This is a genomic window from Vicinamibacterales bacterium, from assembly GCA_036012125.1.
In the GTDB taxonomy this organism is placed as follows: domain Bacteria; phylum Acidobacteriota; class Vicinamibacteria; order Vicinamibacterales; family UBA823; genus UBA11600.
Genome location: DASCOS010000020.1, coordinates 153,735 through 169,499, shown reverse-complemented (window position 1 = coordinate 169,499; position 15,765 = coordinate 153,735). Strand labels below are relative to the sequence as shown.

Genomic DNA, 15,765 nt, shown 5'->3' with positions numbered 1-15,765 from the left:
CATAAGGTCGATCATTATACTCCTACGGTGAGGGCGTCTATATGGGTAAACCACCGAATGATTTATTGGAACGAAGCATATTTACACGGGTGCCGACCCACTTTCAGGAGGTGGTATTGCTAGTTACAGATTGGTGCAAGGGACATGACATCCGAACCCTGCTTGTAGGTTTAGCAGTAGCGACAGGACTTTTTTCGGCAACGGTCGGGGTGCAGGCGGTGGTTTCGGCCCAAGTGCTCCAACCGGTCGACCCATCACGTACCCAAGTCATTCTTCTTGGGAGCGGCACGCCGTTTCTCGACCAGAATAAAGTTGGGGCATCGGTCGCTATCATCACAGGGGGTGTTGCCTACCTCGTCGATCTCGGACCAGGCGCTTTTCTCCGGACGGTCGAAGCGGCGCAGCAGGGTGTTGAAGCTTTAGCTTGGCCGAACCGCTTATTCTTTACCCATCTCCACAGTGATCACGTGCTTGATTACGCGGACCTTCTTTGGGCGCTCTGGTGGCGTCGAGAAGATCGGGTTGTAGCCTACGGCCCATCAGGACTCAAAGCACTGACCGATGGGTTACGTGCAGCATACGCTGGGGACATTAGAGTCCGGACTGAAGGGTTACAGCCTGTGCTAACTCATGGCTACAACTCAGAGGTCCATGAGATCGATGGGACATTCCAATTTGAGGATGAGCGGGTACGGGTTACCGGTTTTCCCGTCTGCCACGAACAGCAGGAGGCCTACGGCTATCGTTTCGAAACGGGCGATCGGGTAATCGTAATCTCGGGTGACACAACTTACTGTGACAGCCTCGTCGAACACGCTCGTGGTGCCGACCTCCTTCTCCACGAAGTGTTTTCTGAACGAGGCCTATCCGCTGGACCAGACCCTCCATCTCGTCGGACGGAAGATTGGCAGCGTTATCATCGCGCCGCCCATACCTCTCCCGCGCAGGTGGCGCGGGTTGCGAACACGGCTCGCCCGGGAACCTTAGTGCTTTACCATCAACTCTATTTTGGAGTCAGCGACGAGGAGTTAGTCGAAGAGGTGCGCTTAGCTGGTTATGCGGGGCCTCTTGTTAGCGGTCAGGATTTCGATGTGTTCTAGGACTAGGAATAGTCTGTTCATTGGAGGGGTCATGCAAATTCGAGGCATTGCTGTATTTCTATTCTTCCTTCTCATGGGCGCTAGCACGACGGGTGCTCAATCACTGGACCTGGTGATCCGCGGCGGCCGGGTAATCGACCCTCGAAACGGGATCGATGCTGTCATGGATGTTGGAATTGCCGATGGTCGTGTTGCCGAGATCGCCGCTACCATTAGTCCTGCGCGTGCCGTCACCGTTATCGATGCGACTGGTTTCGTCGTGACGCCGGGTCTTGTTGATTTGCACACGCATGTGTTTTACGGGACCACACCGGACTCGTATTTGAGTGACGGCTATATTGCGGTACAGCCCGACGCCTTTTCGTTTCGGTCAGGGGTAACCACTGTGGTGGACCTGGGCGGATCAGGCTGGCGAAATTTCATCCAGTTCAAGGAACAGGTGGTTGACCGATCCCAGACACGAGTCTTGGCCTTTCTAAACATTGTAGGGAATGGGATGAAAGGTGGGCCCATCGAGCAGAATCTTGCTGATATGGACTCGAAGCTCACCGCAATGCGTGCGACCCAGTTTCCAGAGATCGTGGTGGGTGTAAAGGTGGCGCACTATTTCGGGGAGGAGTGGGACCCGGTCGATAGGGCTGTGGAAGCAGGTCGTCTAGCTAACGTTCCAGTCGCGGTCGATTTTGGTGGCCATGAGCCGCCTCTGTCACTACAGTCACTTCTCCTTGAGCATCTTCGGCCAGGAGACTTCTTGACCCACGCCTATGCCAAGGTCGATGGCCGAATTTCACTCGTTGACGCGGCAGGGCGCCTGAGGCCATTTGTGTTCGAGGCGCGTGAACGGGGAGTACTTTTCGACGTCGGACATGGAGGAGGGAGCTTTAGATTCGATCAAGCCGTACCCTCTATGCGGCAGGGGTTTCCGCCAGACACGATTAGTACGGACCTTCACGGTGGCAGTATGAACGGCGGTATGAAGGACATGCTAAATGTTATGTCTAAGTTCCTTAATTTGGGGATGTCTCTATCCGATGTGATTGACCGTTCGACGTGGCAAGCAGCCAGGGTCATCGACAGAGAGGACCTTGGTCACCTAGGTGTCGGCGCGCCGGCCGATGTGGCGGTACTCGGCATCCGGCACGGTACATTTGGCTTTCTGGATGTTGTTGGTCAGACGCTTCCAGGTGACCAAAAGCTTGAAGCCGAGTTAACAGTACGAGGCGGACGGGTCGTCTGGGACCTGAACGGCCGTGCCGGGACCCCCTGGCGGGGTGCTGGTGAGCCCTGAACAGTCTTTTTGACCTGCGCTAGGTGTTGGAGGCTTGGGTCAGAATGTCGGCAACACGACCAGCTACTATTTCGTGGTCGCCGGGCTTCATCATCCAGACACCGATCTCGAGTCGATAAGCATCCTCTGCACTCGGACGTGGTTCGATGCGCGGATGACCCTCACGCAATGCTTGGGCAACTTCGCCTCGCGTCAACGCGATGCGGTTAGGGTCCCACGTAATACCCGCGTGTGGAACTTCGTTGGCGATTTGAGGGACAAACTGCTCGCCCTCAACCCCCGGAATATTGGCGACGGCGTCAATAATTGCTCGGACCTGCGCTTCCCATTCGGCCCACTCCGCTTCATGGTCCTTTTCAAGGTACAGTTCGACAGCGCACATCAATCCAACGATTTCTTCTTTGCCGACCTTTGCTAGGCGAGCAATCGAGTTCCCGTGGGGCGACCCGTTTAAATAGGCGGCTTCGATGAGGTCCGGTCGACCCAGTAACAGGCCGGAACACTGCGGTCCGCGTAACCCTTTACCTCCGCTGAATGCGGTAAGGTCGAAGCCTAGTCGTGTGAAAGCCTGCAGATTGTCGGCGGGCGGTAGGTCGGCTGCCGCATCGATGAGTGTGGGAATTCCAGCCTGACGGCCAATTTCAACGAATTCCTCTCGTTGGATCTGGCCGAGATCATTTGTCACGTTGAGAAAAAATAGCATCGCCGTTTTGGCACTAACCGCGGCCTCCATTTCTGCACGCGTTTCAACTTCTACCAAGTCAACCCCGACGTTCCGGATCGCATGGTCATAGCCGAAGCGGTGGGAACGCTGAATGATTACTTCGTTCTTCAGGCCGGTGGTATTGGGCACCTGCCGGATAGCGTCTTGGTCCCGTCCGCAGACGCAGGCCGCAGTAGCTTGGGTTAAGGCAGCAGCGCAGCCCGAAGTGACGAGTGCTGCCTCCACCCCAACGAGATCGGCTAATTGCGCACCGGCCGCGGCATGTAATTCGTTAAGGGATACAAACTGTTGGGAGGCCTCAGCCATCGCCGCTTTAACCTCAAGTGGCATCAGCGAAGCCGACAGTGCCGTGTAGGTTCCCGCGGCATTGATAAACGGCCTAACGTTCAAGCGATCGTAGATCTTTTCGGTAGCGGTCGTTGGTTCAGGGGGAGTAGCACAGCCATTTGCGAGCGCGCCTACTAACGGAGTCGCCCCGGCTGATGTCAGGAACTTACGCCTCGACCAGTTCTTAGTTGTGTTTCTCATGAACTCCTCCGCCCCTCAGTGTTGCCAATGAAATGAATGGTTCCGCGAGTGTCGGCTATAATCCCGTCTTTGGGCCGTCCGATCAACTCTTTCTTAGCGATTCTACTTTCAGCCCAGATAGTGAACTGATGACTTCTGAAAAATCGGGCATTACCCTTCTCGGTATTCCGTTTGACGAGAGTTCGACATTTCTACGTGGCGCCGCTCAAGCGCCGCCTAAGATTCGTGAGGCGTTGCATTCGCCCTCGACGAATCTCATCACCGAATCCGGATACGACCTCAGCGCCGAGACACGGTTTCGAGATCTTGGCGACCTGTCGTTGCCGTCTGGCACGGCCGCTTTTGTCGCGATTGAACAAGGGGTGTCCGAGCTATTAGAGAGTGGCGACCGGATGGTCGCGTTAGGTGGCGACCACGCTGTAACGTATCCAATTATTCGGGCGATCGCGAAGCAGTGCGACCGGTTTACCGTGCTTCATCTCGACGCCCATCACGACCTTTACGATGAATTTGACGGAGATAGGCTCTCTCATGCCTGCCCATTCGCACGGATTATGGAGGAGGGTCTGGTCCACCGGCTAGTGCAAATGGGTGTCCGGACAACGACTCCACACCAAAAAGACCAGGTGGAGCGGTTCGGTGTTGAGGTAGTCACGGTGGCACAGTGGAGGGATAGTGTCGTAACGGAGTTGGATGGCCCGGTCTACCTCTCACTCGACTTGGACGTACTCGATCCATCGTTCGTGCCCGGCGTATCGCACTATGAGCCAGGCGGTGTGTCCGTTCGAGATGTCTTGGGAGTGGTCCAGTCGATCAGAGGGCCGCTGATCGGAGCGGACATCGTGGAGTACAACCCGGTCCGCGATGTAAACGACGTTACTGCAATGGTTGCCGCAAAGTGCCTCAAAGAGGTTGTCGGCCGCATGTTATCCATCACTGATAAGTAGCCACATCAAGAAAGTTGATGTCTCGACCGATCTCGTTTCTATTGATCGTTGTCCTGTGTGTAATCTGGGGGTCGACTTGGCCGATTATCAAGATCGGTTTCGAGACACTTCCACCGTTTCTGAGTGCCGGCTCTAGGTTTCTAGTATCCGGTATCGTCCTGTTTGGGTTGAGTTGGTTGCAAGGGGTACGTCTGCCCCGAAGCGGTCGTGCTCACCTGGGATTGCTTGGTCATGGCATTGTTGGAATTGGTCTGTCATACGGTGTCGTGTACTGGGGCGAACAATACATTCCAGCCGGACTTAGCGCCGTATTGTTTGCTACGAATCCACTCTTTGTCATGCTGTTGGCACATTTCGTGTTGGCGTCGGAGCCGATTACCCTGCGTAAGCTGCTTGGTGTGACCCTTGGGTTCGTTGGGGTTCTGTTTATCTTCAAAGATGATCTGCAACTTCCCGACCGCATGAGCGAGTTGGCTGTCGCCGTAACCCTAGTTTCACCATTTGTTGCTGCTATCAGCTTGGTGGGTATCAAGCGGTGGGGCCAGCACCTTCATCCGTACAACTTAACGGCTCTACCGATGACCTATGCGGCGGGCGCACTACTCGTGGTTTCAGTGCTGACCGAGGATCTATCTTCCGTGCGCTGGACGGGAACTGCAATCGGAACGGTGTTGTATTTAGCTCTGTTTGGGTCCGTTGCCGCGTTTGTAATCTTTTACACCCTCTTGAAACAGTTCGCGGTCAGCACTCTAGTATTCGTTACCTACGTTTTTCCTGTGGTGGCCATCGCACTGGGCTACATACTACTCGGCGAGACGATAGAATCGCAGTCACTTGTTGGCACAGTAATCATTGTGGTTGGAATTGTTGTGGCCACGAGACCGGTTCTCGGTCGAGTGGAACGAACTGCTAGAATGGACGGGTATTGACGTCAAAATCTTGTGAATGTTCGTGAGAATGGAGTCGGAAGGTCTATGATTTCTTGTAGTGGTCGACAAGGCCTTCATCAATAACGAGACGGGGTATTTATGCGGAATGCTAATTCGAATAGCGGCACGACATTCGATCCCCAGAAAGTGTGGTACACGCGAGCGACGATCAACCTTGATACTGGGATAATCGACGTCAAGGAGGTTCCGTGCCGTAATCTCGAGGACGTGCTGGGCGGTTTCGGACGCTCGTTTCAGATGTTGATGACCAGGGACATTGCTGAGGCTCTCGGTGCTGACAATCCTCTCGTTATCAATACTGGATTACTGACTGGTTCGAACGTGATGACCGGCCTGCGGACCTACTTTTCTGCCTATAGTCCGCTCAAGTACTCCGACAAAGGATTGCCTGCAGCTATTTGGTCTGCGGCGAGTGGCAAGTTCGGCTCGAAGATGAAGTGGGCTGGCCTTGACGAGATTGTAGTTGAGGGACGGTCAAGTCACCCGCAGTTGATCGTAATTCAGGAGAGTCCTGACGGACCCCAGGTCACGTTGAAGTCTGCTGAGGCTCTTCTCGGAATGGAGACGCACGACAAGATTATGGCGCTGCAGAAAGACTACGCAGACGCACACTTCGCTGTGATTGGACCGGCCGGCGAAGCCTATGAGAATTGCTACTTTGCAGCGGTGGCGCTTAGTACCGAAAACGAATTGAAGTCTGGTGACGACAAGTGCCGTTTTGCCGGTCGCGGTGGCATGGGCACGGTCATGGGGTCAAAGAATTTGATTGGTCTTGTGGCGCAATCGAAGGACAAATTGACGAAGCTAGCTCCAGAGGTCAAGGAACTTAATAAGAAAATCTCGACTGGTCCAGGTTCGGTTAAGTTTCGAGAAGCTGGCAAGGGTGGCCTTGGTGGCACGTGGTCGAATTTTCCGATTCTGGATAAGTTCCATGCCTTACCGCAAAACAACTTCCGCCCTAAGGCCGATGGTGCTGTGGATCAGCTATTTCGTGAGAATCTCGAGGAGGAGTTTTTTATCAAGGCGGAGTCGTGCTACCGCTGTGGTATCAACTGCCACAAGAACATTTATGAGAGAACTGATGACGGCAAACGCGGCGCCTTTCGGGCGAAATTCGATTACGAACCACTGAACCTGCTCGCAACCAACCTCGGTATCCACGATGGTGAGCAGGCTTGGCGGCTCGTCCAGCTCGTGGATAACCTCGGCATGGATTCAATTTCATGCGGCACGACGGTAGGGTATGTGCTTGGCTACAACGAGCGACATCCGGACGCTCCGCTGTGCAACGGTGCGCGGTTCGGTGACTTCGATAAGATTATTGAGTTGATTGATGGGGCCGGCCGCGGGCTGATGCCCGACGTGGGACGCGGGGTCAAGCGCCTGTCGGTGAAGACTGGTGACCTTGGCTATGCGATGCACGTGAAGGGATTAGAACTGCCCGCCTATCTACCTGAAACGAACCCTGGATATCCTTGGGCAATCGCTGGTGGCCATATGACTATGGGCACCTTCATGTCGCTCGTCCTAGAGGGCGATACGTCGATGGACTACTGGGTGAAGGCAATCACGCAGAAAGGGCTGCTTCAGGTGCGTGACGATTTGTTGGGGACCTGTAAGTTTGCTGGTATGGGACAGAAGATGGCGATTGCAGCCGTACAGGTCGAAGGTGGTCTAGACATACCCTTGGAGGACCTTCTTGCAGCCGTACGTCGCGCCTACCTCCGCGGTTTGGCGATAGAGCGTAAGCAGGGCTATCAGCACGCGGAATATACATTGCCTGCCGAGGCCTTCGATAATCCGAACCCCAACGTTAGAACCCCAGCCTTTCTTACTCGTGAGTTCTTTGCGGAACTCCAACAGAAAGTCTGGGAGGTTTTTGAACCTGAGATGGCTACGCTATGAGCGTGACGGTCACCTTTCCAGCCCTCTTCGCCGAGCGCATTGGTGGTGCTGAAAACGTTGAACTGGAAGGAGAGACCGTGGGAGCGGCGTTACTGGCTCTAACGGCTCGGCATGCCGAGTTAGAGTCGCTTGTGTGGCGTTCTGGCCCTGAGTTGAATCCGGTCATGGTTGTTTTCCTTAACGGCCGGCAGTTAAGTTCTGAGGAGTTGATGACACCGTTACATAGCGGCGATCAAATCCAAATTCTCTCGGCGCTAGAAGGTGGAGAGATGGCAGGATGAGCAGACTTTTTTTCGAGGAGACTCCATGAGTGTGATCAGATGGTCGGTGGCTGCTTTGAGTGTGTTCAGCTTTACGGTCGGTGTCACGACGTCGGCTCAAGATGTCGCGGAAATGATTCCGGCTCCTGACCGCGAAGACCAGGGTGCTGGACCTTTCGAACGGCTAATCATAAGGGGTGCCGTAGTGATAGATGGAGCCGGCGCGCCGCCGCAGGGCCCCATGGACCTTGTCATCGAAGGAAACAGGATTACGGAAATTCGTGGCGTGGGTACGCCAGGTGCACCAATTAATAATGCCCGTCGTCCGCAGAATGCGACAAGCGAGATCGATGCCCATGGAATGTATGTAATGCCTGGGTTTGTCGATCTGCATACGCACATCGGTGGTGTACCCAAGGCCCCCGAAGCGGAGTACACCTTCAAGCTCTGGATGGGACATGGGGTAACGACTGTCCGGGATGCTGGTGGGGGTGCGCGTGACTGGGTTCTTCGAGAGCGTGACCGCAGTCGTAGTAATGAGATCGTTGCGCCTCGGATCGTGGCATACGGTCGTCCCGGAACAGGCGAGGGCTGGGATGGTGGTCTAATCCGATCCGCTGAAACAGCACGTGCGTGGGTGCAATGGGCTTCTGCGAAAGGTGTCGAAGGGCTTAAATTGGGTTCCTACGATCCTCCGATTATGGCAGCCCTCATTGACGAAGCTAGGCAGCACGGCATGGGCACCATGGCGCATTTAGGCCAGAGTGGTGTGGGGCGAATGAATGCCATTGATGCGGCTCGATTAGGGTTGGGTACCGTCACTCACTACTACGGACTCTTCGAAGCTTTACTGAAGGACTTCACGGTGCAGAACTGGCCATCCTCCCAGAACCAGAGTAACGAGCAAGATCGCTTTGGTCAGGTGGCGCGCCTGTGGAACCAGATCCACCCACGTGGTAGCGACGAATGGCAGGCACTCATCCGAGAGTTCATCGACTTAGGTACTACGCTGGATCCAACGATGACGATTTACGAAGCGGGACGCGATGTTATGAGGGCGCGCAACGCTGATTGGCATGACGACTACACGTTGCCGTCGCAGTGGGAATTCTTTGAACCCAGCCGGGTAAACCACGGGGCCTACTGGTATTACTGGACCACGCATGATGAGGTTGCTTGGAAGAATTTTTTTAGGGTGTGGATGTCCTTCTTAAATGACTTCAAGAACCAGGGTGGCCGCGTGACTACTGGTTCAGACTCAGGTTTTATCTATAAGCTTTACGGTTTTGGTTACATTCGTGAGTTCGAGTTGCTTCAAGAGGCCGGCTTCCACCCACTTGAAGTCATCCGTTCGGCCACGCTGAATGGTGCTGAGACGCTACACGAGCCAAAAGGTGTATCAATTGAGTATGGTCTCATTCGCCCAGGACTTCTCGCAGACCTCGTAATCGTTGATGAGAATCCACTGGAAAACTTTCAGGTGCTCTACGGTACCGGTGCAGAGCGCCTTAACGATGAGACGGGGTTAACTGAGCGCGTGGGTGGGGTGCGGTACACGATAAAGGATGGCATTGTCTACGATGCCAAAGAACTACTGGCCGATGTCCGGCGGATGGTGGAGCGGGCCAAACGGCAGCAAGCCAATCGCAACACGAGTGCCGAATCTTACTAACTATTGGTCTCGAACGCTTAACCCACCGGTCGCAGTTCTGATGTTTGTCGGACTGGCGGGGTTGACCTCAGGCTGTGCTGCACAAGAATCTGGGGGAGGCAGGTCGCACGATGACGGCACGGGTGGCCCAGCTGCAACGTTTGTTGGTCGAGAGGTGTGTGCATCGTGCCATGCAGATGAAACCGAGCTCTGGGAAGACTCGCATCACGATTTATCAATGCAACCTGCGAGTGCTGAGACCATCCTTGGCGACTTTAGTGGTGTAACGATCACGCAGGTTGGCATCACGTCGACGTTTTTTGAGCGGAACAGTCAATTCATTGTGCAAACCGAGGGTCCGGATGGGATTCTCCAAGACTATCCGGTGGTCTATACGTTCGGGGCTGATCCGCTTCAGCAGTACCTCGTCGAGTTTCCCGGCGGCCGTCTCCAGGCTTTGAGCCTCGCGTGGGATTCGCGTCCCGCCGACGCTGGTGGCCAGCGATGGTTCCATCTGTACCCCGATGAAGAGATCGCTCCAGACGACCCGTTACATTGGACCAGCCCGAATCAAAATTGGAACTACATGTGCGCAGAGTGTCACTCGACCAGTATTGACAAGAACTTTCGCTTGGCCGAGAACCGCTATGAAACGACTTGGGCGGAGATCGATGTATCGTGCGAATCGTGCCACGGTCCTGCGTCGGCGCATGTTTCCTGGGCTCGGGCCCTGATTGATGGCGAGTTACGTACAGATATTCCCTCAAGTGGATTGACTCTTTCGTTGAAGGACGAACCACCCGTGGCGTGGGTGTTTGATATTGAATCTGGCGTTGCTGTGCGGACGCCGCCCCGAAATTCCCGGGTCGAGATTGAGACCTGTGCCAGATGTCATTCCCGCCGCTCAGCCCTGACGGACGACTACGTTTACGGCCGTCCACTTATGGACTCGCATCGACCAGCCCTACTCGACAGTCCGCTGTACCATCCGGATGGGCAGGTCTTAGACGAGGTGTATGTCTACGGTTCGTTCCTCCAGAGCAAAATGTTCGCGGCAGGCGTCACCTGCAGTGACTGCCACGACCCCCACAGTCTCAAGGTTCGGGGGACTGGTAATGCGATTTGTGCCGGCTGCCATCTGCCGGCCAAGTTCGATGTACCCGAACACCATTTTCATAAGGTGGACTCGCCTGGTGCTCGCTGTGTCGAGTGCCACATGCCAGCTACGCAATACATGGTCGTTGACCCGAGGCGCGATCACAGCATTCGCATTCCACGTCCTGATTTATCTATCTCGCTCGCTACGCCCAATGCCTGCAACATCTGTCACACAGATCAGTCAAATCAGTGGTCCACCGATGCGATCGAGGGTTGGTATGGGCCCGACCGTTCGTCCGCACCGCACTTCGGTACTGCGATTTATGCTGGTCGGCAAGGGTTGCCAGGTGCCGCCGAGGCTCTGCGCCGTCTAGCCGATAATCCTGTAATACCGCCTATCGTGCGGGCCACCGCGTTTTCTTTACTGGAACGTGACTTCACTCCCGAGTCCCTGTTCGTGGTGCGGCGAGCACTCACTGATCCTGACCCGCTTGTACGTGCCGCCGCAGTATCGACACTCGGACTGGTCCAGACTGAGGTGAGGTCTGAGTTGGTGGTGCCGTTACTAACCGACCCGGTACGAGCGGTGAGACTTGAAGCTGCTCGTGTGCTGGCGGGCGTGCCCCTTGATCGGTTATCAGATAGTCAACGCGTTACCCTAACGAGTACCCTCGAAGAATATCGTGTCTCACAATTAACGAATGCCGACCGGGCTGAAACCCACCTCAATCTTGGCGTGCTTGCTGTGCAGCTCGGCCGCTATGACGATGCGGAGGGTGCCTACCGTACCGCACTCCGTCTCGATTCGGGGTTCGTGGCCGCGCATCTGAACCTCGCTGATCTTTATCGACAGCAGGGCCGTGAGGCCGAAGGTGAGCAGGTTTTACGTGATGCACTTGCGGTGACTGAGGAGCCCGCGCATGTGGAGCATTCACTCGGGCTACTGCTCGTTCGCCAAGGACGACTACCAGAAGCTCTTCGGGTGTTGCGTTCGGCAGCTGAGCGTCGACCCGACCTAAGCCGATATGTGTATGTCTACGGCGTTGCACTGCAGTCAACCGGTAATGTGCTTGGTGCGCTTGAGGTGTTGTCGGCAGCCCACGAGCGGCATCCGGAAGACCGCGATCTGCTCATTGCGTTGATTACGATGCACCGAGATGCCGGTTCGCGTGAATTAGCATTGGAGTTTGCACGTAAGTTTACTGAGATCTCTCCGCGAGATGCCGTGGCTCGTCAGCTGCTCAACGATTTGGCAGGAGGGGTGAGGTAGCTCAGAGCTACTGGTTGGTAGCAACGGTCGGAATGCGCAGCTGCTGACCGATATTGATGAGTGTCCGGCGCCCAAGTTCGTTAGCGGCCTGAATTGCACTGACCGTGGTGCCGTATCGTCGCGCGATCACTGCCAGAGTTTCACCGCGTGTCACGCGATGTATAACGGTTGTGGCCGTGGGCGCGACCGTGGCAGCATTGGTCGGAATGCGCAACTGTTGACCGATGCGTATGAGTGTCCGACGGCCGAGTGAATTGGCAGCCTGTATTCCACTAACCGTGGTGCTGTATCGTCCCGCGATGACACTGAGGTTCTCACCTGCTGTCACGCGGTGCACGAGGTAAGTCGGCTTAGGTGGCGCTTCCCTCACTCGTAGCACCATTCCAGTTCCAATCTCTTGGTTCCAGAGTTCATTGTCCCTAATGATTCGCCATGGATTGGACTTAAGATCTGCTGAGATCGATTGAATCGTTTCCCCACGGCGCACGGTGTGCACCTTGTGTCTGGCCTTCCAGTCTGTCGGCAGACGCATCCGCAGGTTCACGGGTAGTGACTGTAATCGCCAGAGGTCGTTCTCGTCCCGCACGGTGTTAATGTCCACCTCGAGAGCGAATGCAATGTTGAAGTAGTTATCACCAATTCTGCTCATGTATTCCAAGCCGTCATCGATCTTTACCAGAATATCGTTGCGTTCCACGGTCGGATACGCAATTAGTTGCCCGACGCGAAGTTGTCGGTTGGCTAAGAATGGATTGTGCATCCGCAGTTGAACGATTGGGATGTTTAATCGCTGTGAGAGTTGCCACCAATCGTCACCCTCCTTGACGGTTGTCAGCTGTAACTGGTTGGCATGATGGCGGATAGACTGCTCATGCGTTATTAGAATATTTCGAAAGTGTCCCACGCCGATGACGTATTGGAGCGTCTCGAGAGGCATCGGTCGTCGTCTAGCGATGCGGCCAGGCCCGGCGTTATAAGCGGCTACAGCGTAATCCTCTCGATCAAACTGTTTAACCATCATGCTTAGATACTTCACGCCAGCCTCGATGTTTGTATCGACGCGCAACGACCGAAAGGTAGCCGGCATGACCTGGAAATAACCTCTGGCACCTGGCCCTGATGAGAGTCCGGCATTCCCTCCTGACTCGTACAGGCAGACGGCGCGCGCGAGGTCATAGTGCAGGTTATAACGGTCCGTGTGCTTCCGAATCTCGTCTTCAATTTCCATGACCTTCCGGTACATACCAAGGAAGGCTGGAGAGAATTGCTCAAGCGGCAGTACCTCATTGGTCGAAATGTCCCGACTTGATGGTGGGATGGGGGATGACTGGACCGTAACTTGAGATGCTCCTGGCACTGACTGCAGAGTTAGGGTTGCAAAGACAACCAAGAAAGCTGAGGGGGTTCGCATCAAAGTGCCTCCGCGCGGCTTCTACCGGTCGACGACCGTTCGTATGATAGCAAAAATGCGCAACGAGTGATCCCTTAACGCGTGTGCTATCCTTACCGGTTCTTTCGTGGGAACATATGCGGCGGTGCTACGCCGGTGAAATAGGTAACTATGCGAATCGGTCTTTTTGGTCAGGCACCTTTTGGTGCGGCAGTCTATGAGCGTTTGCGAGAACGAGGACATTCGATTGTCGGTGTCTACGGCCCGATGGAGAAAGGCAAACCTGACCCGCTCGCCGAGGCTGCTCGTCGCGATGGCGTTACGTTGGTCCAGCCCACGCGGTGGCAACGGAAGGGAAATACTGACGAGGAAGCGTTTGAGGGGTATGCCGCGACTGAACCGGAACTAAACGTCATGGCATTTGTCACACAGATCATCCCAATGCGTATTCTCGACTATCCCTCTCGTAAGACAATTCAATATCATCCAAGTCTGCTCCCGAAACACCGTGGTCGGAGTGCCATCAACCACGCATTACTCCAGGGTGATACTGAGACTGGGCTGACGATCTTCTGGGTTGACGAGGGAATCGACACAGGGCCGGTTTTGCTACAGAAACGCTTCCCGATTGGAGAGAACGACACTGTAAATAGCCTGTATCGTGAGCGGTTTTTTCCGCTGGGGGTTGATGCGTTGGCTGACGCGGTTGACTTAGTTGCAGCCGGTACGGCCCCTCGACTTGCTCAGGACGAAAGCGCAGCCACTTATGAAGCGCCTTGGGAGGGCGATGTGGCGGAGATTGACTGGGCCAAGCCAGCGCAAATCGTGCACAATTTCATCCGGGGTAGTTGTCGGCAGCCCGGGGCCTGGACGACCGTTGTTGGTTCAATGGTAAGGCTGTATGACTCACGGATGGTGGGGGAGGCTGGTGGAGTCCCGGGCACAGTAGTCGCTGTGGGCGAGGAGGGGGTTACGATCGCCTGTTCAGATGGTGCTATCTGCGTGCAGGACGCAATGCCAGACGGTGGTAGGCGTCGTCCAACTCGCGAGTGGGCGGTTGAGGCGGACGTGTCCATCGGAACAACCTGCGGGTAGTACGCGCAGGCGGGCGTTCGATGAGCCTCTAATTCGGCCTAGCCCACCCTGGCGTAATCGGCTCGATTTTCCACAATATGTTGTATCACTTGTATTACACGATCGACTTCGTCGGCCGTGTTGTAGAAGTGGGTCGAGACTCGACAGGCGAAGTCGTTTAGGCCACTCCCAGGTAAATAGATTTCTTCCCGGTCCATTAGCGCCTGTTGAATATTAGCCTTTGGCACGCCGTCGATGTAGAAGGTCGTTAGCCCGCCACTCATCTCAGCAGACCCCGACGTACCCAAGCCCACCGCCGGAAGATCCCTGAGTCCATCCTTCAGGCGCTTTGCCAACTGGCGGACGCGGGTCTGGATGTTCGTCTTACCGATTGCGAGCTGGAAATCGAGGGCGTCGCCCATACCGAGTGCAGACGGTAGGTGACGCTGGCCTGAGGATTCATACTTCCTGGCACCCTGTAGTGGAAACGGCCACGCCACATCACTCCACACCCTGTCTTGAATCTCATTGCTGAAGTAGGCCATGCCGGTACCGCTGCCGGCGAGGAGCCACTTCTGGCCAGCCGTCGTGAAGTGGTCACAGCCCATGTCATGGAGGTCCAGATCGAGCATTCCAAGTGCGTGTGCACCATCAACTGACAGCAGCACATTATGCCGGTGCGCCATTTCCGCTAATCCCTTAATTGGCATCAATAGCCCGGTAACGAAGATCGGGTAGCTCACCACGAGGACGCGGGTCTCTGGACGGAGTGCTCGTTCGCAGATGTCGATTACTTCATCGACACTGTTAGGTGGGGCAGGAATATCGACCGTTCTGACGATTATGCCGTCCCGGTCCTCCCGTGCACGCCAAGGGCCATAGCCACCCGGGTGTTCGTGCGATGACATCAGCACTTCGTCCCCTCGTCCAAGGTCGAGACCACGGCTGAAAATCTTCATTCCCTCGGTTGTACTTCTGGTCAGGACGATTTCGTCGGCGTTTGCACCGACGAATCTTGCGAGTTTTTCGCGGACTGGCTCGACTCGGTTCCATCCACCGATACGTGGATCGGCAGCTATATCAATCAGATAGCGTGTTTGGGCTTCAACGACTGACCTCGGCACCGGACCCATCGTGCCGTTATTCATGTAGGTGATACCATCAACGATGTTGAACTCCTGGCGAACTTTTTCCCAGTAAGCGTCGTCGAGGCCGCCAGATGAATCGAGACGTTCGCGCCAGGACTGTGGCTCAGTTTCAGGTGGACTTTCGGAAAATGGCGATTTTGAGTGGAGCGGGGCTGCTGACAGTCCAGCCGCAAGTACTGTCATAGAACCACATAAGAAATGGCGTCGAGATACCCGGTCGATCGGCTGGAAATTAGCGTTCGAGTTACGTGCACTCATGATGTCTCCCAAATATCGATAGTAAATAACTTCCCGACATAGCGCATTATTTCCTAATAGTGTGAGCAAGGCGATTATAGGGCACTCGCCGGTGCTCGACCTGACCCCTGATCGTGCGCACTTGACCGACTAAATTGGTCGGCGATACCATGAGGGCACGTTGAACACGGCATC

At 55.2% G+C, this 15,765-nt stretch carries 12 protein-coding genes; 9 read left to right on the top strand and 3 right to left on the bottom strand.

Translation table 11 applies throughout. The features are described 5' to 3' along the window. The first annotated feature begins 41 nt into the window (after positions 1 to 41). On the top strand, positions 42 to 1,100 hold the full coding sequence (locus QGH09_07750) for an MBL fold metallo-hydrolase (protein HJO18074.1): 1,059 nt from the start codon (positions 42 to 44) through the stop codon (positions 1,098 to 1,100). 31 nt (positions 1,101 to 1,131) lie between these two features. Continuing rightward, the gene (locus tag QGH09_07745; protein HJO18073.1) at positions 1,132 to 2,388 is read left to right on the top strand and encodes an amidohydrolase/deacetylase family metallohydrolase; all 1,257 of its coding nucleotides are present in this window, start codon (positions 1,132 to 1,134) and stop codon (positions 2,386 to 2,388) included. Between the two features lie 19 nt (positions 2,389 to 2,407). Here the strand turns inward: QGH09_07745 and QGH09_07740 are convergent, their stop codons facing one another. Beyond that, on the bottom strand, positions 2,408 to 3,640 hold the full coding sequence (locus QGH09_07740; protein ID HJO18072.1) for an aminotransferase class V-fold PLP-dependent enzyme: 1,233 nt from the start codon (positions 3,638 to 3,640) through the stop codon (positions 2,408 to 2,410). Between the two features lie 128 nt (positions 3,641 to 3,768). Here QGH09_07740 and speB point away from each other — a divergent pair, with 128 nt between their 5' ends. From speB to QGH09_07710, 6 genes are all read left to right on the top strand, one after another. Further along, positions 3,769 to 4,587, top strand: coding sequence for an agmatinase (gene speB, locus QGH09_07735; protein ID HJO18071.1), 819 nt, complete (start codon positions 3,769 to 3,771; stop codon positions 4,585 to 4,587). 17 nt (positions 4,588 to 4,604) lie between these two features. After that, positions 4,605 to 5,516, top strand: coding sequence for an EamA family transporter (locus tag QGH09_07730; protein ID HJO18070.1), 912 nt, complete (start codon positions 4,605 to 4,607; stop codon positions 5,514 to 5,516). A gap of 99 nt (positions 5,517 to 5,615) precedes the next feature. Next, entirely contained in the window at positions 5,616 to 7,442 is a 1,827-nt protein-coding gene (locus tag QGH09_07725) for an aldehyde ferredoxin oxidoreductase N-terminal domain-containing protein (GenBank protein ID HJO18069.1), read from the top strand. Next, entirely contained in the window at positions 7,439 to 7,723 is a 285-nt protein-coding gene (locus QGH09_07720) for a MoaD/ThiS family protein (GenBank protein ID HJO18068.1), read from the top strand. The genes QGH09_07725 and QGH09_07720 overlap by 4 nt, the downstream gene beginning before the upstream one ends. Before the next feature lie 25 nt (positions 7,724 to 7,748). Next, positions 7,749 to 9,374, top strand: coding sequence for an amidohydrolase family protein (locus QGH09_07715; protein ID HJO18067.1), 1,626 nt, complete (start codon positions 7,749 to 7,751; stop codon positions 9,372 to 9,374). Next, positions 9,268 to 11,721, top strand: coding sequence for a tetratricopeptide repeat protein (locus tag QGH09_07710; protein HJO18066.1), 2,454 nt, complete (start codon positions 9,268 to 9,270; stop codon positions 11,719 to 11,721). The genes QGH09_07715 and QGH09_07710 overlap by 107 nt, the downstream gene beginning before the upstream one ends. Before the next feature lie 7 nt (positions 11,722 to 11,728). On the opposite strand, the gene QGH09_07705 is transcribed toward QGH09_07710, so the two are convergent. Beyond that, the gene (locus tag QGH09_07705; protein HJO18065.1) at positions 11,729 to 13,132 is read right to left on the bottom strand and encodes a LysM peptidoglycan-binding domain-containing protein; all 1,404 of its coding nucleotides are present in this window, start codon (positions 13,130 to 13,132) and stop codon (positions 11,729 to 11,731) included. A 150-nt stretch (positions 13,133 to 13,282) separates the two neighbouring features. Here QGH09_07705 and QGH09_07700 point away from each other — a divergent pair, with 150 nt between their 5' ends. Beyond that, positions 13,283 to 14,206, top strand: a complete 924-nt coding sequence (locus QGH09_07700) for a formyltransferase family protein (protein HJO18064.1) — start codon at positions 13,283 to 13,285, stop codon at positions 14,204 to 14,206. Between the two features lie 38 nt (positions 14,207 to 14,244). Here the strand turns inward: QGH09_07700 and QGH09_07695 are convergent, their stop codons facing one another. Then, a complete protein-coding gene (locus tag QGH09_07695) occupies positions 14,245 to 15,516 on the bottom strand; it encodes an aminotransferase class V-fold PLP-dependent enzyme (GenBank protein HJO18063.1) in 1,272 nt (423 codons plus the stop codon). Positions 15,517 to 15,765 lie beyond the last annotated feature (249 nt).